General features: G+C 36.3%; 16 protein-coding genes and 3 tRNA genes. 9 read left to right on the top strand and 10 right to left on the bottom strand.

The annotated features are described in order from the left end of the window. Positions 1 to 936, top strand: a complete 936-nt coding sequence (gene fmt, locus HL41_RS02750) for a methionyl-tRNA formyltransferase (protein WP_038062106.1) — start codon at positions 1 to 3, stop codon at positions 934 to 936. Here fmt and HL41_RS02755 read toward each other — a convergent pair. The 5 genes from HL41_RS02755 to HL41_RS02775 all read right to left on the bottom strand — a co-directional run bounded on the left by HL41_RS02755 (position 929) and on the right by HL41_RS02775 (position 7,284). Next, on the bottom strand, positions 929 to 3,505 hold the full coding sequence (locus HL41_RS02755; RefSeq protein ID WP_038062104.1) for a protein translocase subunit SecDF: 2,577 nt from the start codon (positions 3,503 to 3,505) through the stop codon (positions 929 to 931). The genes fmt and HL41_RS02755 overlap by 8 nt on opposite strands. A gap of 19 nt (positions 3,506 to 3,524) precedes the next feature. Beyond that, the gene (locus tag HL41_RS02760) at positions 3,525 to 4,358 is read right to left on the bottom strand and encodes a metal ABC transporter substrate-binding protein (RefSeq protein ID WP_038549556.1); all 834 of its coding nucleotides are present in this window, start codon (positions 4,356 to 4,358) and stop codon (positions 3,525 to 3,527) included. Between the two features lie 160 nt (positions 4,359 to 4,518). Continuing rightward, complete coding sequence (locus tag HL41_RS02765) at positions 4,519 to 6,525, bottom strand: hypothetical protein (protein ID WP_038062098.1); 2,007 nt, start codon at positions 6,523 to 6,525, stop codon at positions 4,519 to 4,521. 3 nt (positions 6,526 to 6,528) lie between these two features. After that, positions 6,529 to 6,978: a DUF3617 domain-containing protein gene (locus HL41_RS02770; protein WP_038062095.1), complete on the bottom strand. Its 450-nt coding sequence runs from the start codon at positions 6,976 to 6,978 to the stop codon at positions 6,529 to 6,531. Between the two features lie 233 nt (positions 6,979 to 7,211). Further along, positions 7,212 to 7,284, bottom strand: a tRNA-Glu gene (locus HL41_RS02775). Between the two features lie 182 nt (positions 7,285 to 7,466). Between HL41_RS02775 and HL41_RS02780 the strand changes: the two genes are divergently transcribed. The 3 genes from HL41_RS02780 to hisC are packed head-to-tail and all read left to right on the top strand — an operon-like array spanning position 7,467 to position 10,475. Then, positions 7,467 to 8,213 carry an ABC transporter ATP-binding protein gene (locus HL41_RS02780; RefSeq protein ID WP_038062092.1) on the top strand — a complete coding sequence of 249 codons (747 nt, stop codon included), beginning with the start codon at positions 7,467 to 7,469 and terminating at the stop codon, positions 8,211 to 8,213. A 16-nt stretch (positions 8,214 to 8,229) separates the two neighbouring features. Next, positions 8,230 to 9,384: a SufB/SufD family protein gene (locus HL41_RS02785; protein ID WP_022855171.1), complete on the top strand. Its 1,155-nt coding sequence runs from the start codon at positions 8,230 to 8,232 to the stop codon at positions 9,382 to 9,384. 2 nt (positions 9,385 to 9,386) lie between these two features. After that, a complete protein-coding gene (gene hisC, locus HL41_RS02790) occupies positions 9,387 to 10,475 on the top strand; it encodes a histidinol-phosphate transaminase (protein ID WP_038062089.1) in 1,089 nt (362 codons plus the stop codon). Here hisC and HL41_RS02795 read toward each other — a convergent pair. Continuing rightward, entirely contained in the window at positions 10,464 to 12,188 is a 1,725-nt protein-coding gene (locus HL41_RS02795) for a bacteriohemerythrin (protein WP_038062086.1), read from the bottom strand. The two genes, hisC and HL41_RS02795, sit on opposite strands and share 12 nt — an antisense overlap. A 172-nt stretch (positions 12,189 to 12,360) precedes the next feature. On the opposite strand from HL41_RS02795, the gene HL41_RS02800 reads away from it, so the two are divergent. Continuing rightward, positions 12,361 to 12,434, top strand: a tRNA-Pro gene (locus HL41_RS02800). Between the two features lie 36 nt (positions 12,435 to 12,470). Continuing rightward, positions 12,471 to 14,060: an MBL fold metallo-hydrolase gene (locus HL41_RS02805; protein ID WP_028843028.1), complete on the top strand. Its 1,590-nt coding sequence runs from the start codon at positions 12,471 to 12,473 to the stop codon at positions 14,058 to 14,060. On the opposite strand, the gene HL41_RS09705 is transcribed toward HL41_RS02805, so the two are convergent. Next, entirely contained in the window at positions 14,030 to 14,212 is a 183-nt protein-coding gene (locus HL41_RS09705) for a hypothetical protein (protein ID WP_028843029.1), read from the bottom strand. The genes HL41_RS02805 and HL41_RS09705 overlap by 31 nt on opposite strands. On the opposite strand from HL41_RS09705, the gene HL41_RS09950 reads away from it, so the two are divergent. After that, positions 14,127 to 15,917 carry a phosphotransferase gene (locus HL41_RS09950; RefSeq protein ID WP_353735821.1) on the top strand — a complete coding sequence of 597 codons (1,791 nt, stop codon included), beginning with the start codon at positions 14,127 to 14,129 and terminating at the stop codon, positions 15,915 to 15,917. The genes HL41_RS09705 and HL41_RS09950 overlap by 86 nt on opposite strands. Here HL41_RS09950 and HL41_RS02815 read toward each other — a convergent pair. From HL41_RS02815 to HL41_RS02825, 3 genes are all read right to left on the bottom strand, one after another. Continuing rightward, positions 15,880 to 15,954 (bottom strand) — tRNA-Ala (locus HL41_RS02815). The genes HL41_RS09950 and HL41_RS02815 overlap by 38 nt on opposite strands. Positions 15,955 to 16,027: 73 nt before the next feature. After that, entirely contained in the window at positions 16,028 to 16,693 is a 666-nt protein-coding gene (locus HL41_RS02820) for a bacterio-opsin activator (RefSeq protein ID WP_038062083.1), read from the bottom strand. Between the two features lie 17 nt (positions 16,694 to 16,710). After that, entirely contained in the window at positions 16,711 to 17,589 is an 879-nt protein-coding gene (locus HL41_RS02825) for a KaiC domain-containing protein (RefSeq protein WP_028843030.1), read from the bottom strand. Positions 17,590 to 17,789: 200 nt separating this feature from the next. Here HL41_RS02825 and HL41_RS02830 point away from each other — a divergent pair, with 200 nt between their 5' ends. Both HL41_RS02830 and rfaD read left to right on the top strand, forming a co-directional pair. Next, a complete protein-coding gene (locus tag HL41_RS02830; protein ID WP_038062080.1) occupies positions 17,790 to 19,388 on the top strand; it encodes an L-lactate permease in 1,599 nt (532 codons plus the stop codon). Positions 19,389 to 19,390: 2 nt separating this feature from the next. Further along, complete coding sequence (gene rfaD / locus HL41_RS02835; protein ID WP_022855178.1) at positions 19,391 to 20,365, top strand: ADP-glyceromanno-heptose 6-epimerase; 975 nt, start codon at positions 19,391 to 19,393, stop codon at positions 20,363 to 20,365. Positions 20,366 to 20,367 lie beyond the last annotated feature (2 nt).

Raw genomic sequence — 20,367 nt, forward strand, 5'->3', positions numbered from 1 at the left:
ATGGAAAAATATCGTATAGTTTTTTTTGGTAGCCCAGACTTTGCGATACCCCCTATAGAAGGATTGTATGAAAATGAAAACCTTATAGCAGTGGTTACTCAACCAGACAAACCCCAGGGAAGAGGTTTAAAAACCCTACCCTGTGCGGTGAAAAAATGGGCTTTAGAAAAGGGAATTTATGTGTTAGACCCTCAAAAAATAAAAGGAAATGTTGAATTTTTTAAAATTCTAAAGGAACTTGCTCCTGACCTGATCGTGGTTTGTGCCTATGGTAAAATCCTACCTAAGGAAGTTTTAGAAATTCCGAGATTTGGATGCTGGAACATACATGCCTCTTTGCTTCCTAAATACAGAGGTGCCTCTCCTATCAACTGGGCTATCTTACAAGGAGAAAAGGAAACAGGTATAACCATCATGCTTATGGACGAAGGGTTAGATACTGGTCCCATACTTTTGCAAAAAAAGGTCTCAATAGAACCAGAAGACAACGCCTTAACCTTAGCTCAAAAGCTTAGTGACCTTGGTAAAGAGGCTATTTTAGAAGCCATAGAGCTACATAAAAAGGGATTACTCAAGCCTATCCCTCAACCTGAGGAGGGTGCCTCTTATGCACCTTTATTAAAAAAAGAGGATGGATTTTTTACTTTTAAAGAACCTGCTTGGTTTATCGAGAGAAAGGTAAGGGCCTTTGTTCCTTGGCCTACAGCCTATACCTACATTCAAGGAAAAATCCTTAAGGTATATAAGGCTAAAGCCTTAGAATCAGAAAATAATACCCCAAGAGAAATCCTAAGGATAAATCAAGAGGGGATATTGGTAGGCACCTCCCAAGGTGCCCTTCTTTTAATTGAGGTCCAGCCGGAGGGTAAAAAACGAATGTCAGCGTTTGAGTTTGCCTGTGGTAAAAGGTTAAAACCCGGCGACCTCCTTACTTAAACTGGGGAAGTTTACCTTTATGTAAAACCTGTAACAAAGGTGAAGCCAAAAATATAGAACTATAAGTCCCTACTATAAAACCTATCGTTAAAGCTAAGGCAAAGTCTCTTATCACTACTCCTCCAAACAAAAGAAGGCTCAAAGACCCAAAAAGGGTGGTCAAAACGGTGATTATCGTCCGAGAAAAAACGTCATTTATACTTTTGTTGATAAGCTCATCAAAGTTGGCGAAACTATGTTTTTGTAAATTCTCTCTGATACGGTCAAAGATTACCACCGTGTCTGTCAAAGAATAACCTGCTAAGGTAAGAAGAGCTGTGATAAAAAGAAGGTTTATCTCTTTTCCTAAAAGATAAAACAAACCAAAAGTTACTAAAACATCATGAAAGGTCGCCAATCCGGCAGCTATCCCAAAATAAACGTTAAACCTAAAGGCTAAATAGACGATAATTCCTACCAAAGCTCCCAGAATAGCTAAAGTTGCTTTGTTTTGAAGTTCTTGACTAATGGTAGAACCTATTTCCTCTTTAGAAACTACATTAAATTTATGGTCAGGAAGTTTCTGGTTTAAAAGAGAAAGAATATGATTTACCTCTTCTGTAAGACTTTCTTTGCTAAGTTTGACTTTAAGAAGGATCATGTTTTCTTTCTTTATGTCTTGTAACATAAAATCTTTTATTCCGCTTTCTTCTAAGGTTTTTCTAAGGAGGCCTAAGTCAGGGGTTTTTTCACTGCTAAGATAAATAATAGCCCCTCCTGTAAAGTCGATACCTAAGTTGGCTTTACCTAAAAAGGCCTGCAATATTCCAAAACAACCAGTTAAGGAAAGAATTAAAGACAATATGGCACAGATTTTTTTAAACTTCATGAAGTTAAAGTTTGCTTTTTTATTCAATTCAAAAAATTTTATCCTAAAATCGATACCCCTTTCGTACAGATATTCATAAAAGATTTTGGTTGCAAAGATTGCGGTAAAGAGGTTTACTAAGATAGAGATAGATAGGGTTACAGCAAACCCTCTGATAGGACCTGTACCAAAGATGAATAAAATTAAAGAGGTGATAAGAACGGTTACATGGGCGTCAAAGATGGTTATAAAAGTTCTTGAATATCCCTGGAAAATGGCAGAAAAAGTCGTCCTTCCAGCTTTTAACTCTTCTCTTATTCTCTCAAAGATAAGAACGTTAGAATCAACCCCCATTCCTATACTAAGGATAATTCCTGCAATTCCTGGAAGGGTAAGGGTGGCTTGAAAAGCAGAAAGTAAGGCTAAAAGAAAGTAAATATTTAGAACTAAAGCTATTACAGCAACTACACCTGATATTCTGTAATAAAAAATCGTAAAAATTATAACCGCTGCTGCTCCTATGACCCCTGCTATCAATCCTTTTTTGATCGAGTCAGTCCCCAAAGAAGGGCCTATGGTTATGTTTTGCAAGATTTTTACCGGAGCGGGTAAAGCCCCTGCTCTTAGGACCAGTGCCAGGTCAGAAGCTTCTTGCATAGAAAAACCACCTGTAATCTGGGCCTCCCCTCCAGAAATCTTTTCTTTTATCACCGGAGCTGATCTGACTACCTCATCAAGCACGATAGCTAAACGCTTGCCCACGTTTTCTGAGGTGATAAGTTCAAATATCTTGGCTCCTCTTGAGTCAAACTGAAGCCATACATAAGGTTCGTTGGTTTGAGGGTTAATTCTTACCTGTGCTGTTTTTAGATAAGTCCCTGTTAACAAAACCTCTTTTTTTAACACCATCGGTTTTTTGATCACCTTTCCTGTTTCTTTATCTTTCTCAACCATAAAATAAAACTGGGAGTCTTGGGGCAAGTAAGGGGCAAGTAGTTTTCTCCACTCCTCTATCGGGGCATCGAAGGAAATTTTTCCAGTTTGTACTAAAGAATTTACTAACTGATCAAGCCTTTGCATCGTTTCTTCGTCTACCAACCTAAACTCAAGTTGTGCGGTTTGGCCTATGATGTTTATGGCTCTTTCCGGGTCTTTAAGACCAGGTAACTGAACTACTATCTTATCTTTCCCCTGTTTGGTGATAATTGCTTCTGCAACCCCAAACTGGTCTACCCTATTTCTTATTACCTCTAAAACTTGGTTTAAAAGGTTTTCTTTTATATAAATGATACGTTCTTCTGATAAGGTTACCTCAACCATAAATAAATTTTCTTGTTGATACTCTTTGGAAATGGCTATCTCTTTTATTCCCTTTAAAACCTCATCTTTAAAAACCTTCACATCTTTTGGGTCTTGAAATTTAAAAACAGCCTTCAGGTTATCGATCGATACCTCATAAGAAGAGGAAACCAATTTGTTGAGTTGGGCTTTAATGTCTTGAACATAGTTTTCAAACTGGTTTTGCATAGCTTTATCGATGTCTGGTTGTAATACTAAATGAACCCCACCTTTTAAATCAAGCCCAAGCTTAAGCTCGCCTCGATAGACATATTTTTTAAACCAAGGAGGAAGGTTGGGTACAAAGGTAGGTAAAAGCAAAAGAGCCGCAAATCCGATTAAAAAAAGGAGAAAAAAAAGTTTTATTTTAAGTTTAAAAGACAACTTTTACCTCCTGTAAAAGCTATTTTCCACAACTTAAAGCATGCCTTAACCAGCTTAAATTATAATCTAAAAGTTCAGTAAAGCTACCTTGAAATCTGTAAGTTCCTCCAGACCAAAGTGTTACTACTTTTACGCCTTTACTTTCGAATAAAGAGACATAGTTTTCAAACTCCGGGTCAGTGATAAAAACTATCTTAGGACTTCTTTTATGTATGTTTTGAAGCATTTCTGTAAGGGTTTTTGCGCTTGGCTCTCCTTCTTTATGATGGCCTTTAATCAACGTTTTCTCCTTTATTCCATAAGGTGTTAACAAATAATTAAACACAGGGTGACCTAATATGTATACCTCTTTATACTGACAATTTTTTAAATCTTTAAATTTGGCTTCTAAAAGGTTAAGGCTTTTTAGAAATTGTTGCAATCTTTCCCGATAAAAAATCTTATTACCAGGATCTCTTACCTCTAAAAATTGAACCAAATCAGAGGCTAAACGTTTTACCCTATTTAAATCAAACCACAGATGCGGGTCAATAAACCTTGTTTGACCTCTGGCAAGGCTCAGTAGAGGCTTGTTAGCCCTTATCTGGTAAACTTTGGTAGCCCAGTGTTCTGTGCCCACGATCACCACAAGGTCTGCATTTCTAATTAAGTTCCATTGAGAAAAGGTAGGCTCAAAACTATGAAAATCTCTTTTTTCAGACTGTAGCGTGATAACATGTTGTTTGGTAGAAGCTATTTCTTTAACTATTTTTTCTAACGCCGAGTTTGAAACCACGATATTTAAGCCATAGACTTTTGTAATAAAAAAAATCATAAAAAGACATAAACTCGATAAAATTCTAAAGAACCTCATAAGGGCCTCCAAACGTAAAAAAAAGACTTTTTAATTAAAAATTAACAGGTTAGTTTAGTCTGTCAATCACTGAAAAGTTTGAAATAAACTGATTAAAACTCGAAAAACCCCCTAACTTGATTAAAAATATATTTGAGTAAAAAGTTAGGGGTTTTTATATTTAGTATCCTGTTTCTTCTCTTATTACCATATAAAATACGCTCCATTGAAGATTTTTTTGATTAACAGGGTCTTTGTAGATATCTGCCCTTCTTATAGACAGATGGTCGTAGTTTCCAACAGAAGAAAGCAAAGCTCTATCCATGGGAGGCGGGTTCCCGTTCCCTGTGGTAATCTGAAGCAGAGATTGATGGTCAAAATAAGAAAGATAGGGAGGATAAAGGTCATCACTTTTAGCAGCTATCTTTTGAAAGATTACGATGGTATCCCAAATAGCCCCTACATTTTTGATGGCCTCATCCCATTTTTTATCGTATATGGCTTTAGCTAAAGAAAGAGCTCCTGTGGTGGCGTTAACGATTTCATCCCTGCTGGGAGAGCCTGAATCCTTTTCCAAAACCATATATAAAAAAATAAGCGGTACGTTTACTTCTATGGTCTCTGTTTTGTTTCCCCCACCTCCATAGACGTTAACGTCCTTAGAGAAAAGCCAGGTATCTCCTTTCCCTACCCCTTTCCCTTCATCTGTTCTTCCACAACTTTCATAGGTTGGTCCAAAAGCAGCCCATACCACATAAGGTTCTTCATCGTCACAACCTCTTTCCCAGCCTTCGTCATCAGCACAACGATGAGACATAATACCTAACAACCTGATTCTATATTTTTCGTTGGAACCTATTTTTTTAACCACTAAACTTCTATCACTCCAATCTCCAATTTTTTCATCTACAGAAAAAACACCAACCCATAACCGAAGTTCCTTTTGATTACTTAATTTGGGCAGGGTTAACACATAACTGCCTGTATTAGGAATATCTGTGATGGTATGTTGACCACCTTCCCACTTTAAAATTATTTTTACTTTTTGCTGATAGTTTACATTTTCCCATCTTATACTATAGGTTTTTCCCTCTTCCCATGTTTCTTCACCATTAGGATAGATTACATGGATTCTTGGTCCTTCAGTAGGCATTTTATCAACTTTACTGTCAAGCCTTTCTAATGTCTGGATTTTTTCTATCTTTAAAAATTTATTAACCGTTTCCCTTTTAACAGGTTTGGTTTCTTCTATTTTTAAGACTTCTTTGTCTACAACTTTTTGCTGGATTTTATTTTCGTATTTAACCAGCGTATCAGAAACATTGACCACCAAGTTCTGGGGGACCCTCAAACTTGACAAATTTTTAGCAAAACTTTCTTCAAACTCAGACTGTCCTCCAGGATAACCCTTTAAATGTCTTTTAAGAAGTCGTGAGACTATCCATAACATCTCAGGATTTTTGGTATTTTCTATAGCCTCTTCAATCTCTTTTTGTTGTTTTTGAAGTTGATAAGCTACTTTTTTAGTATGGTCGGTAGAAGAAACATAAACCGTGCCTTTGATCAGGTTAGCACTTTGATTTTTTAGAACTCCTTTAGCCTGTACAAACACAGAAAATTCGCTACCTAATTTTAGCCAGAATTTATACCTACTACTCAACCCTTTTTCAGGATAAAAGGTTTTTTGACCTAATACTTTATTCTCTATCAAAAGGACAAAAGAAAGGTCTTGAACCTTTACTTGTTGGTTTTGCTCCTGAATCAAAGACTGCAAAACATTTTCTATTTTTTGAGGTTCAGAAACAGGCACTTTTTTTAATCGTGGTTTTTGCAAAGAAAGGGTTATGTTTTCAGGAACAAACTTAACCGAAATTTCTGTTCCTCCTGTTTGTAGAGGAATATAAAACTCAAAGGCTTCCCCTGGTTTTAATTCAACTTTAAACTGAGAAAGCTTGACTGCATCAGAAGGAACAGGGTCTGTTTCCCCTAAGATTGGTTTTTTAGGAACTAACCATTCAATTTTTAATGGTTTAGCTACCTTTTGCGAGGTAGTCTCAACCTTTTTTACCTCTATTTTAGAAGATTTTGTTTGGTCCAATTTCTTTAAGGTTTGAGCCTTAAGAGCTTGAAAGGTTAAACCAAAGAAAAACAACCAAAATAAGCCTAAAAAAATAGAAAATTTTTTCATGATTTACCTCCCAGGATCACATTTTCCAATCCATTTACCCTGAATCTTTTGGACAAACTCTACCTCTTTACTTTTAACTACCAACCTCCCTTCAAACTGTTCTCCTTTATAAACCAAAGATCCTTCATTAATCACCTTTCCTCCATCATCTTCTTTGCATTCCATAACCCAAGATACGCTATTTCCTTTTATCTCCTTTTGCTTATAGGCACAATTTGGATTGGAAGCACCCAGACTTTGTTCTTGTATGGGGATAAAATTTTCCTTAGTAAGGCATTGAGTATAAACCTGCTTAGGCAAGTTTATAGGATAAGAGGAAGATTCCATCTCTATCGATATTTCCCATTTTCCCTCTTTTAAATCAATCCCTGGACTTACCCCTGGCTCTTTTTTACTACAGGCTGTTCCTAAAAGTCCCAAAAAGCACAACATAAAAAGACATAGCTTCTTCATGACATAACCTCGCAAATGAAATCAGTCTATATTTACAGTGTAAATACTTTTTAAAGATAAAGTCAAAACGGATTAAAGCAGATTAGAAAACCTTTTTAAGGTTTTTTCTTTATTTTTAAAATTTTTTTAGAATTTTTTATAGTTTTATAAAATTATAAAAATGCTTTTTTGAAAAAACAAAAGGTTTTAAATATTAAGGATACGATGAGAGTTGTAGAAAAATTTTTTTAGAACGCCCCCAACGGGATTCGAACCCGTGTCTCTGGCGTGAGAGGCCAGTATCCTAGTCCACTAGACGATGGGGGCTTTATGAAGTTTTCGATATTTTAAAAAATATAAACGGTTTCCCTCTTTTGTCAAGTTAAATAAATAAAAAAACCGGTTCAAATAGAATGTCTTTTTGCGTTTAGGCTTATTGACTTTTAAGAATTTTATATTAACTTGCTAAACATAAGGGGGGGGTAAAATCTTTTAGAGGGGTGAGTTAGATGACAGTTCTGTTAGAGATAGAAGACCTATGGGTAGAGGTTGAAGGGCGAGAAGTTTTAAAGGGTATATCTCTAAAAATACCTGTAGGAGAAACTCATGTAATATTTGGTAGAAACGGTTCAGGGAAAACTTCGTTGTTGATGACAATTATGGGTTTCCCTACCTATAAGGTAAAACATGGAAAAATCTATTTTAAAGGTGAGGATATAACCGACCTTCCTCCTTATGAAAGAGCTAAAAGAGGTATAGGGATTATGTTTCAAAGACCTCCTACCATAAAAGGGGTCAAACTAAGGGATATTTTAAAACTCTGTGCCAAGGAAAACAACGTTAAGATCGAAGAGCTTGCAAGAAGTTTTAACTTTGAAACTTTCCTTGAAAGAGAGGTAAACAAAGGATTTTCAGGGGGAGAACTTAAAAAAAGCGAGCTTCTCCAGCTTCTTGTTCAAAATCCAGATTTAGTATTACTTGATGAGCCAGAATCTGGGGTTGACGTAGAAAACCTAAACCTTATCGGTCAGATGATAAAAAAACTGTTGCAAAAAGATACTCCTCACAAACCAAGGACAAAAAGTGGTTTGATCATTACCCATACAGGTTTTATTTTACAGCATGTAGCAGCGGACTTAGGATATGTTATCATGGACGGAGAAATCTACTGCACCGGAAATCCTATAGAAATATTTGAGGGTATTCAGAAGTTTGGGTACGAAGGTTGTAAAAACTGTTTAAAAAGACTGGCTTAATAGGAGGAAAAACAAGATGGCTGAAGATAAACTTCTTAAAGAGTTTAAATCTGCAAAAGAAGGTAACATACCTAAGGACCTTTCAGAACTTTCTGAAGAAGAAAAGGAAAGGTTAAGGTTTTTAGGGCTTGATTCTTCTTTAAAAAGAGAGGGAGAATACGTTCAGATAGACGCTAAACCTGTGGTTTGTAGAAAACAGGTTGAAGGACTGGAGATACTTCCCATAACAGAAGCGCTTAAAAAATATGATTGGTTATCAGACTATTACTGGAAGCTTTTATCTCCGGAAAAAGATGAATTTACCAAAGCTACAGCCGAAGACCTTGATGATGGTTATTTTATCAGGGCTCTTCCAGGTTATAAGATAGTCTATCCTGTGCAAACCTGTCTTTACATAAGAACTGAAAAGGTAGCTCAAAAGGTACACAACATCGTGATAGTAGAAGAAGGGGCAGAGTTAAACTTGATAACCTCTTGTTCGGTTCATCCTCATGTAGAATCTGCTTTTCATATAGGGGTTTCAGAGTTTTTTGTAAAAAAAAGAGCCAAACTTACCTTTAGCATGCTTCATGTCTGGGGAGAGCAAACTATCGTTAGGCCAAGAACTGGGGTTTTGGTAGAAGAAGAAGGATCCTATATTTCTACCTATGTAAGTCTTTATCCTGTAAAAGACATACAAACCTCTCCGGTTTGCAGGTTGGTTGGAGAAGGGGCTAAAGCCTCTTTCGCAAGTATCATCGCCAACCAGCCAGGTTCAAAAATAGACATAGGAGGAGAGGTCTGGTTGGAAGCACCTAACACCAGGACTGAAATCATCTCAAGAACTGTGGTGTATGGCGGAGAAAACATCGCAAGAGGTAAAATCGTAGCCAAAGCTCCAAAAGTCAAAGGACATTTAGAATGTCAAGGGCTTATGCTCTCTGACGAGGGTATTATGAGGGCTATTCCTCAGCTTGACAGTTATTTTTACGACGTAGAATTAACCCACGAAGCAGCGGTAGGTAAGATAGCTAAAGAAGAGGTAGAATATCTTATGGCAAGAGGATTAAGTGAAGATGAAGCCACCTCACTTATAGTAAAAGGATTCTTAACCGTTAAGGTTGAAGGTATCCCTCCTACTTTACAGAAACAAATCGATAAAGTTCTTGAGACCGCCAAACTGGGGTTTTAATTATGGATTTTAAGCCTTATCTGAAAAAGCTAACTCCCTACCCTCCTGGAAAGACGGTAGATGAAATAAAAAGAGAGCTTGGGATAGAAGGTCCGGTTTACAAATTTAACTCCAACGAAAATCCTCTTGGACCTTCTCGCAAGGTGGTAAAAGTCATAAAAGAATTGGCTAAAACTGTTAATCTATATCCAGAGGCAAGTTATATAGAACTAAAAAGAGCCCTTGCTAAAAAGTGGGGGCTATCACCAGAAAACTTTATCCTTGGAAATGGTTCTAATGAGGTGATCGAACTTGTTTTTAAGGCGTTAATAAATCCAGGCGATGAAGTCCTGGTAAGTCAACCCAGTTTTTTGATGTATGAAAAGTTCGCTCAAATTTATGGGGCTAAGGTCAAGGTTGTCCCTCTTGATAACAAACTTAAGCACGATATACCAGGTTTGTTAAGAAATTTGTCTAACAAAACCAAAGTGGTGTTTTTAGACCACCCAAACAACCCCACAGGTAGTGTCTTAGACAGAAAAGATTGGGGCATTTTTTTTAAAAACCTTCCTGAGAATATCCTGGTGGTAATAGATGAAGCCTACGGAGAGTTCATAGAAGACCCTGAAATTCCCTTAGGTATAGAGTTTTTGAAAAATGGTTTTAACGTTTTAGTGTTGAGAACCTTTTCTAAGGCTTACGGTCTTGCAGGATTAAGGTTAGGATATGGTATGGCTGAAAAAAGTTTAGCTCAGCTTTTAGACAGTTTGAGACAACCTTTTAACCTTAATCTTTTTGCCTATAAAGCTGGGCTGATTGCCTTAGAAGATCAGGCTTACCTCAAAAAAAGCCTAAAAATCGTAAAAGAAGGTAGAAGATATCTAACCCAGGAACTTTCTTCTCTTGGTTTTAAAGTATATCCTTCCCAAGCCAATTTTATCATGGTTGATTTTGGTAGTGTTTGTGAACACTTATATCAAGGGCTGTTAAGAAGAGGGCTTCTTTTAAGACCTCTTAAACCTTATGGGTTTCCAAACTCATTAAGGATTACCATAGGACTTCCTGAACAAAATCAGCTTTTGGTTAAAAACATAAAAGAGCTACTTGGTTAAATAACTCTTTACAAAATCTTCTATGCTCATCGGTTTAGCCAGATAATATCCTTGTAAATAGTCTACCTTAGCTCTTACCAGCATGTCCATTATCTCTTTATTTTCTACAAATTCTGCTATCGTTTTAATCTTTAAATCCCGTGCCAGTCTTATTATACCTTTTAACACCTTTAAGTTATCTTCAGAATGAAAGGAGGCTTTAACAAAATCTCCGTCGATTTTTATAAAATCAGGCTTAAACTTTAAAAGATATCCAAAAGAGGCATGTCCAGCTCCAAAGTCATCTATGGCTAAAAGAATGTTGTTTTGTTTGGCCTTTTCTTTTATAAAAAACACAAGGTCTATGAAATCTATAAGAGAGGCTTCGGTCACCTCTAAAACCAGTTTAACCTTAAATTTTTGAACAAGATCTATCCATTGTTCCATTTCATAGATTAATCTTTCAAACTTTTCAAAAGAGGTGATAGAACGATTGATAAAAATCATATAGTTTTTAAATTTATAAAATTTTAGATAGTCTTTAAACTTTTTAAACATAACCTCTTCTAACCTGTCTAAGTAGTTTGATTTTAAGGCAAACTTAATAAATTCTCCTGCAGAAATGAACCTTTTTTCTTCCTCACAGAAAACCCTAAGGAGGACTTCTCCTCCTATAACCTTTTGAGTTTTAGCGGAAAATATAGGCTGAACAAAGGGAAAAACAAGTTCTTTTTCTAAGGCTTCATCTAAAAGATTTTTGATCCTGTCAAGCTTTTTTATTTCCACGTAGTCTTCCTCAGAAAACATAACCCATCGATTTTTCCCCTCTTCTTTAGCTTTTTTAACAGCAATTTCTGCTTTGATTAAAAGATCTTTGGGATCATTACCATGTTTAGGATAAACGACCAGTCCTAAAGAGATGTTAAACCTTATTATCTCAACCTTTTGATTTTTTATAAGGGTAAACTGATAGTTTTCTGTGACTTGAAACACCTTTTTAATGGTGGAAAAAGTCTTTAAAAAATTTTGCTCGTCTGTCAAGAGAATCCCAAACCTATCTCCCTCAAACTTAGCCAGCCAAAGCTGATCTTCTTTTAAGTTTTTATAAAGGTGCTTAGCAAAATCTTCTAAAACTAAATCTCCCACATCAAAACCATATCTAAGATTTATTAAATAAAAATCATCTATGTCAAAAAGGATAAAAGAAATAGTCTTTGCTTCTCCTCGTTTTATAAGCTGGTCCAATTTTTCTAAAGATTCATTTTTAGATAAAAATCCATATAGCTTGTAAAGATTAACCTCTACCGGAGTTTCAGTAGAGACCTCCTTTAAATAAACTTCTATCTCTTTATCTAAGGTTATGATATGAGAAAAAAGCCAATTTTTTAGAAAATTAAATATAGATAAAACTAACTCTTTTAGATTCTCTTGGTTTTCTCCTTCAAATTTCTGATAAAGTTCATCAAGTTTTTTTACAAAGGTTTGATGTGATTTTTTATGTAGTTCAAGTTTAGGGTAAGCATGAGCCTTAATAAAAGCTTCTTCTGTTTCAAAATGATATCGAGCATAATCGTATAATTCTTGAAAAGTGTATAAAAGCTCATCTTTAGAAATTTCTGGTTTAAAAACTATGTTTTCGTACAATTTGTTTATGAGATTGACAAGCATCTTGTGTTGATTATCGATGCTTTCTATCCCTATCTCCCAGGTGTGATCCCAATCTATGTAAGGCATAGGATCTCCTTTTTAAAGCGTTATTTTTTATAATTTTAATATAAAAACTTAATCTTGTTAAGTCTAATTAAGTTTTGTAGGTTAATGTTTGTTGCAGGTGGTTTTATTAACAGACAGTCTTGAAAAATTTGTTAAAAGGTTTTTAATTAAATTAAATTTACTACCAAAATCTCGGGGCGTAGCTCAGCTTGGTAGAGCACCGGCTTCGGGAGCCGGGAGTCGCAGGTTCAAATCCTGTCGCCCCGATGTTTCTATTTGCTATTTCTGGTTTGAGAAAAAGTTATGATGGATAACCTTTTTTCTAAAGATTTCGAGGTTTATAAAGATATCAAAGAACAAAAGTTTTTGGTAAAGATTAAGGTATTTGTACCAGATAAGCCAGGTTCTCTTGCTACTCTTGCCGACCTTTTTGGACAAAACCAGGTTAACATCGTATATTTTTACTACAACCGGTCAGAACATCCTAACAGGGTCATCATAGAAGGAAAATTTCAGGATCTTTCTGGCTGGGAAAAGGTCAGACAAAGTTTATCAGAAAAAGGGTGGTTTGAAGAAACCTACCAAGAAAACTTTGACATAACCGAACCTGAGGGTGTGTTTAAATTAGCTGTTTTTGTAGAACACAAACCAGGTACCTTAGCCAAGATTGGTAAGCTTTTACAAGAATACCAGGCAAACGTTGTGTTTATGAGTTTTGATGAATACCTTTCTGAAAACAAGGCTGTTATCGCTTTTTACTTGCCAGAGAAACAAAAGGCAAACGAGCTTTTATACTCCCTGAATCAGGCAGGTTATCATTATAGTTTAGAATATTCAGGAAAAGAAGAGGAAACCACCAGGCTTTTGGGCCTAAACCTTCTGGAACGTTTTTATTTTAACCTGAAAAAACTCCTTCCAGAAGACGAAGTAGCAGAAATCAAAAAATTAGTAGAAACATCTAAATACCTTTCGGAAAATTTAGTTAATTTTAATAAAGAGGCAGGGAAAAACTTAGAAGCCGGAGAAGTTTTTAGCAACATCTTAAATTTTGCCATTTATTCAAGAACCAAAGTGGGACCAAACTTCTTTTTTAAAAAGTTACCAAGTATTCCTTTTGGAGAGGTTATTTTACACACTTTTAAACCTCCTACCGGGGGAAATCTTTATTTGTTTCAGCTAAACGGCGAATATTACCTGATAGATACGTGCTATGGGGTATATTATCAAGACATCAAAACCATGCTTCAAAGCCAAGGGATAAATCCTGAAAAGATCAAAAAAATCTATCTTTCACATGCGGATGCAGACCATGTAGGTCTTACTGGTTATTTTGAGGAAGAATTTCAAACTGAGGTTTGGTGTCACAAAGATGCAATAAACGTGATGAAAAATGAAAACCGGGTTTATGGTGTTGCTACCCCTCTTTCTGAACTTAATCATTATTTTACCATCTTAGTAAACTATTTTACCAAAACCAAGTTTCCCAGGTTCCCCAAGGTTTTTAACAGTAAAAAAACGGATGAAACACTCTATGGTTTTCCTGTAATTGACTGCTTTGAGATAGGAAATTTAAGGTTTAAAGTCTTAGAAAGCTTAGGAGGGCACATTCCTGGACAGGTATTTTTTCTTTGTGAAGAATTTGGCCTTCTTTTTACCGCAGACTATCTCCTTTATGTGCCAAGCCTTACAGAAGAAGAAAAAAAGGTGCTAAACATACCTAAGTTTTTGATGACAAGCACCAACGCTAACTCTGCCCTTTTTAGAAAGGAGATGGAACTTTTGCATAGACTTTCTAAGGACCTTGATGAGAAGCTTAAAAATCAAGGCAGAGGACTTATGATTTTCCCAGGACATGGAGACTACTATCCTGCTCGTCTTTTATTAAAATCATAGATGAAAGTTAAAGCCTTTATTCTTGCAGCTGGGTTAGGAACAAGACTTCGCCCTCTTACCGAAGAAATTCCCAAACCTCTTGTTCCTTTGTTAGGTAGCCCTATCATAGAGTATGTTCTTAAAAACCTGAGCCAAATAAACCCTGCAGCCATAGGGATAAACCTTCATCATAGACCAGAAAAAATTTTAGCCTGGGCTAAGAGCTGTGCTTATAAAGAAAAATTTTTCTTCTCCCTAGAAGAACAGATTTTAGGAACAGGAGGAGGGATAAAAAAGGCAGAACCTTTTTTAAGAGATTCATTTTTTGTGGTTTATAACGGGGATATTTTTGCAGAGATAGACTTGAGAGAGGTGCTAAAATTTCATTTAGAAAAAGGAGCTTTAGCCACGTTGGTGGTTAAACCTAACCCTTCTGCAGATAAAATCTTTATGGATGAAGAAGGGAAATTTTTGGGAGTAGACCCTCTTTATGTTCCAGAACGATGTTGTAAAAAAACCGGTTTTACTGGTATAGCTGTTTATAGTCCTGAGTTTTTAAACTTTCTCCCTGAAGGTCCTTCTACGGTTTTAGAGGGTTGGGTTGAGGCGTTAAAAAAAGGTTATCCTATCTATACCTATGAGCTAAAAGGAGCCTGGTTTGACATAGGAACCCCTGCCTCATACTTGAAGACTCTGGTTTATCTCTTAAGAACCCAAGGAGAAAATCTATACGTGTGTCCAGAGGTTGCTACAGATGGGGTAGAATTTCAAGGCTATGTATCGGTTGAAGTAGCCTCTCAACTTGAAAAAGGAACTTTTTTAGAAAACGTAGCGGTAATTTCACCAGAAAGTATTGTTTCTGGCAGGTTTAAAGACGGAATTTTAGGTAAAGATTTCTTTATCCAAGTCCCAAGAGAACAGTTTTTACCTCACTCAGAAGAAGGTTTTCTGATAGGTTATGGGGGCTCTGATCGGAAGTTTTACAGGATAAACGGTTTGGTTAAGATGAAGGTTGAAAGACTAAACGAAGATTTTTTTAGGACGGTAGAGTTTCAGAAATTTTTTCACGATAAAGGGGTAAAGGTTCCTCATATCTTACAAGTTTCCCAAGAAAAAGGAGAGGTCTTTTTTGAAGACCTGGGGGATCTTTCTTTGTATAACTGGTTAAAAGGAAAAAGAAACTTAACTCTGATAAAAGAGATGTATCAAAAAGTGCTTGATGAGGTGGTAAAATTACATACTATTCCTGTAGATGATGCTGTAATAAATAAATTTAGAAAATTTGATTATGAGCATTTTAGATGGGAAACGCACTATTTTAAAGAGAAGTTTTTGCATTCTTTTTTGAAGATTTCAGATGAGGAAATTTTAAAACAAGAGTTTGAACAATTGGCAAGGATATCTGATAGTTTCCCTAAAAACTTGATACATCGAGATTTACAATGTCAGAACATAATGATAAAAAACGGGACTCCTTACCTTATAGACTACCAGGGTGCAAGGATTGGACCTCCGGGATATGACATAGCCTCACTTTTATGGGACCCTTATTATCAGCTTGAAAAACATCTTAGGGAGGAACTTTTAGGTTATTACATAGAGAAACGTAAAAAATTAGACCCTTATTTTGAACAACAACCGTTTTTAGATAGCTTAATCTATCTAAGGATACAAAGACACCTGCAAGCCCTTGGGGCGTATGCCAACTTAAGTTTGTTTAAAGGGAAAAAGTATTTTTTAAAATTTATCCCTCAGGCCCTTATCTACCTAAGAGAAGAAGTAAAAGAGTTAGGTTGGTCTGGTTTAGAAGAAATGGTTGATGAAATTTATGAAAAATTGATGGTGGAGCCGGTGGGACTTGAACCCACGACCTCGTGAATGCCATTCACGCGCTCTCCCTCTGAGCTACGGCCCCACTCTCAAAGAACCAAATCGGATATAAAATAACCTGTTTATAGGTTTTGTCAATAGTTTTTACAAAGTTTTTCTTAGTCTTTTTCCTGTGCTTTTTGTAGGGTCAAATAGTCCTTTATTTCTTTTAATAACTGGGCTGGGTTTTTTATAGGATATTGAATATGAGTAATAATTTCTTCTAAAGAGATCCCTTTTATCGAAAGCCCGGAGAATTTTTCTTTTAAAACCTCTGCAGTTTCTACAGGATATTTCAATCCTTTTGATTTTTTAAGGACTAAATAAGCCCAGGGAATTTCTAAGGTTTTGGCTATGTCTTCGGCTACCACAGAACAGTAGTGAAGCAAGGTCTGCGCGTCATGTCCTTGTTTGATTTCTTTGTAGGCTAACTTGGCGATACCTCCTGCGGTATGCACTTTTAACTCTTTCATTTCCTCGTTTACCAGTTCTTCAAGAGCTTTAATCTTTTGCAAGGCAAGCTCTGGGTCTGCCCTCAGGATGTTTCTAACGGTGTTTTTAGTTAAACCTACCTTTTCTGCTATCTCTTCATCGGTTTTTACATACTCTTCTTTTAAAACCACCACAAAAGCAGCCCTGGCTAAAGATGGCAACCAGGTAAGGGTTCTAAATTCAGCAAGCTTACTAAGCCCACCTAATAAATCAATAGCTTTAAAAAACACTCTACTAACCAAATGTTCTAACTCTGCCTCAGAAACTGTAGGGCTGGTTATTTGAATAACCATAGGTTTTCACCTCCTTTTTATTTTTGAGAAATAGGTTCTTTTATCACTACTAAGCCGGTTTCGGTAATTTCTAAAAAACGGGTTTTGGTGTCGTGTCCGCACATCCTGCATCCATCAATCCTAAAAAGCCTTACTATTTCTCCGATTTCTTTTTTATACATTTTTGCCTTAAAGCTTGAATCGATAAGTTCTTTGGCTAAAACCATCGTACCATCAACGATATGTCCAACGGCATAACCTCCAGCCGCCTCAGCGGTCAACTCCTCATGCCCGCTTCTTTTTTGAGACACAAAAAGGGCTGTTTGGTACCATTTTTTCATAAAATTATAAAGTCTTCTTACTATATTTCTTGCAAGCATTTCCTTGGTTTCAAAAAGACCAGTTACTGAGTCTATGATCGTAAAATTAGCTTTATAATGTTGAATAACATAAGCTAAGGTAGCCAAAAGGTCAGGCAAACTCTCTCTAAGCTTGGTTGAAGAAGCAGCGTCTATGATGATAAGGTTGTCTTCAAAATCTTTAAAGTTAAAACCCATGGCATTAGCTCGAAGCTCTAAAGAAGCCGCTAAAAAGTTGGCAGGAGTTTCTACTGTGATAAAGGCTACCCTTTCTCCTTTGGAGGCCTGTTTTATGGCAAATTGCTCAACCATCAAAGACTTTCCTGTGTCAGATACCCCGGTGATGTTAAAAACTGAATAAGCAGGTATACCACCTAACTGTTTTTTAACTAATCTTCCGTTTTCTGAAACCACCACATAAAAAAGTGGGTCAAGCCCTTCTATCCCTGTAGACACTCCATAAAGTTTAGGAGCTTTCTTAAGAGCTTCCCCTCCCTTATAAATAGACTTTAAATCTGGTTCCCCAATTCCATAAACATTTTCTTTTTTTTCTTGCATTTTCTCCATTTTAGACCTCTTTTTAAAATTCTGTTTTTTATATTAAAAATAAGTGTTTGACCATCTTTTTCAAGCCTTTTTAATTTAGACGATAGGAAGATTTGTTAAAAAAATCTTTTTAAGGTTGATTTTTTAGCAAAAAATGCTAATAAAACTTTATTTAATACTTATGTTAACTTAAAACTATAAGGAGGTTAACTATGGAAGTGTTTTTAGCGGTTTTTCCTCTTCTGGTGGTCTTTTGGGGTATGGTTTTTTTTCATCGTTCTGGGACTTTTGTTTCTATCGTTGGGTGGGTACTTGCAGTTCTGGTAGCGGTGACTTATTTTAAAACCCCTCTTTCAGTAGCTTTAGGGGCTACTTATATGGGAATAATCAAAGCCTTGGGTATAACCCTGGCAGTGCTTTTTACGATGTTTTTGATTTTTTTGATGAGAGAAACAGGAGACCTTAAAAACCTCATAGATTATATCAAGGGTATTGTAAAAACCAAAGAAGAACAGGTGCTTTTTTTAGGAATGGGTTTTGGTTCGCTTAGTACTGCTCTTGGGATGGTTACTCCTGCGATGTTTCCTCCCATCTTTAGGATCTTGGGCTTTTCTCCGGTTGCTGCCATAGCCATCAGCATCCTTTGTTATGACCCCCTTACCTCTTTTGCCCTTTTTTCTATCCCAATTACCTTGCCTGCCAAGGTAGCTCTTTCTTTTGGGATTAATCCTTCTGGTATTAGTGGATTGGATGAATTTATCTGGGATTTTACCTTTAAAATCACACTGTTTCTACCGATCATCTCTCCTTTCTTTGCCTTTCTTATGCTTTACACCGTAGGAGGCTATGAGGCCATAAGAAAGAACTTTTTACCTGCGTTTTTATCTGGTCTTGTTCTTTCTCTATCTGCCCTTTTTTGTGCCTATACAAGGATTTTTCCTGTAGAAATAATAGGGGTAATTTCAGGATTAGCTACCATGGTTTTTGTCTATTTTTACTACAGGGTGAAAAACGTATACGGCTCAAACCAAGAAGAAAGGGTAAGGTTTAGTTCAAGTATCTTAAAATCTGCCTCTCCTTTTCTTCTTTTGATACTTTTTTCTTTTATAGTAAATCTTGCACCGGTTAAAACTAAGCTTTCCTCGTTATTAGGGAATCTCGAGGTGATACCTATTTTTGCAGACAAAAAGGAAGATTTGAACATACTTAGTAACGTTTGGTTTTGGATAATGGTAGTCTGTATTCTTTCCATCGGTATTCTTAAACCTTCATCAGAGCAACTAAAAAAAACCTTTTCTCTTTGGGTTCAACGGTCTTGGGGTCCTTTTTTAGCCTATTCTCTGTTTTTTGCCGTAGCTTATATCATGGCCTGGTCTGCGATGGAGGTGGTAAACGGAAAACTCGTTTCTACACCTTATTTTAAAGACTATAACATGGACCGAATAATAGCTATTTTTCTAGCTAACACCTTAGGTAGTTTATATCCTATCTCTGCTCCTTTCTTAGGGGTTTTAGGAACTTTTGTAGGAGGAAGTGCCACTGCCTCTAACGTTCTTTTTGCTAAAATCCAATGGGAAGCTACCCTTTCTACCGTAGGAGCAGGGGCTTTTATGTGGGTTTATGCTGCTCATTCTGTAGGGGGTGGTATTGCTTCAGCCATAACCCCAGCAAAAATCACCAACGCTGCTGCTACCATAGGGGTTAAAGGAAAAGAAGAAGGACAGTTTATCAAAGCTGTAATACTTCCAGTGCTTGCAATAACTTTAATTTCTGGTATCTTAACGTTGATTTTTATAAACTTTTGGGGCTAATGATGAAAAAACCTCGTATTATAGTCACCGGTGGAGCAGGCTTTATAGGGGCTAACTTAGTAGAAGCCTTAAACCAGAGAGGCGAAGACCGAATTTTAATAGTAGATCATTTAAAAGAAGGCCCTAAATGGAAAAACCTTTTAGGGCTTAAATTTTTAGACTATCTTCAAAAAGACGATTTCTTAGATTGTATAGAGAAGAATCATTTCTCAGAGGTGGAGGCTATCATACATTTAGGTGCGTGTAGTGACACCACGGTAAAAGATTTAGACTATCTTTACAAAAATAACTATCTATATTCTAAAAAATTGGCTGTTTTTTGTTTAGAACATGGAATAACCTTTATTTATGCCTCTTCTGCAGCTACCTATGGGGATGGATCCTTAGGATTTTCTGATGATGAAACCCTTATTCCTCGGCTAAAACCTTTAAATCCTTACGGGTTTTCGAAACAACTGTTTGACCTGTGGGTTTATCACCATGGTCTTACGAAAAAGGTTGTTGGTCTAAAGTATTTTAACGTCTTTGGAGAAAAAGAATTTCACAAAGGAGAGATGAGAAGTGTGGTGTTAAAGGCTTATGAACAAATCAAAAGAGAAGGCAAGGTAAGACTTTTTAGGTCTTATCGGCCTGAATATCCAGACGGAGGTCAGCTACGTGATTTTATCTATGTAAAAGATGCGGTAGAGGCTACCCTTTTCTTTTTAGAGCATCCAGAAATAAAAGGGATATTTAACGTGGGTACCGGACAGGCTCGGTCTTTTAAGGATTTAGTGACAGCTGTTTTTTCTGCTCTTAACCTTCCTGTAAACATAGAATACATAGACATGCCAGAAAACCTAAGAAAACAATATCAGTATTTTACCCAGGCAGACATTACCAAATTGAAAAAAGTAGGTTATAATAAACCAATGTATACTCTTGAGGAGGCAGTAAAAAGTTACGTTTCTTGGCTGGAACAACAAAAACCTTTTTAGCC

It is taken from the genome of Thermodesulfobacterium commune DSM 2178, assembly GCF_000734015.1.
GTDB lineage: Bacteria > Desulfobacterota > Thermodesulfobacteria > Thermodesulfobacteriales > Thermodesulfobacteriaceae > Thermodesulfobacterium > Thermodesulfobacterium commune.

Excerpts from the sequence above, each read along its gene's own strand:
- fmt (WP_038062106.1), top strand. The coding sequence starts at position 1 with ATGGAAAAATATCGTATAGTTTTTTTTGGTAGCCCAGACTTTGCGATA.
- HL41_RS02760 (WP_038549556.1), bottom strand. The coding sequence starts at position 4,358 with ATGAGGTTCTTTAGAATTTTATCGAGTTTATGTCTTTTTATGATTTTT.
- HL41_RS02765 (WP_038062098.1), bottom strand. The coding sequence starts at position 6,525 with ATGAAAAAATTTTCTATTTTTTTAGGCTTATTTTGGTTGTTTTTCTTT.
- HL41_RS02770 (WP_038062095.1), bottom strand. The coding sequence starts at position 6,978 with ATGAAGAAGCTATGTCTTTTTATGTTGTGCTTTTTGGGACTTTTAGGA.
- HL41_RS02780 (WP_038062092.1), top strand. The coding sequence starts at position 7,467 with ATGACAGTTCTGTTAGAGATAGAAGACCTATGGGTAGAGGTTGAAGGG.
- HL41_RS02785 (WP_022855171.1), top strand. The coding sequence starts at position 8,230 with ATGGCTGAAGATAAACTTCTTAAAGAGTTTAAATCTGCAAAAGAAGGT.
- hisC (WP_038062089.1), top strand. The coding sequence starts at position 9,387 with ATGGATTTTAAGCCTTATCTGAAAAAGCTAACTCCCTACCCTCCTGGA.
- HL41_RS02795 (WP_038062086.1), bottom strand. The coding sequence starts at position 12,188 with ATGCCTTACATAGATTGGGATCACACCTGGGAGATAGGGATAGAAAGC.
- HL41_RS02805 (WP_028843028.1), top strand. The coding sequence starts at position 12,471 with ATGATGGATAACCTTTTTTCTAAAGATTTCGAGGTTTATAAAGATATC.
- HL41_RS09705 (WP_028843029.1), bottom strand. The coding sequence starts at position 14,212 with ATGGCTGCAGGGTTTATTTGGCTCAGGTTTTTAAGAACATACTCTATG.
- HL41_RS02820 (WP_038062083.1), bottom strand. The coding sequence starts at position 16,693 with ATGGTTATTCAAATAACCAGCCCTACAGTTTCTGAGGCAGAGTTAGAA.
- HL41_RS02825 (WP_028843030.1), bottom strand. The coding sequence starts at position 17,589 with ATGCAAGAAAAAAAAGAAAATGTTTATGGAATTGGGGAACCAGATTTA.
- HL41_RS02830 (WP_038062080.1), top strand. The coding sequence starts at position 17,790 with ATGGAAGTGTTTTTAGCGGTTTTTCCTCTTCTGGTGGTCTTTTGGGGT.
- rfaD (WP_022855178.1), top strand. The coding sequence starts at position 19,391 with ATGAAAAAACCTCGTATTATAGTCACCGGTGGAGCAGGCTTTATAGGG.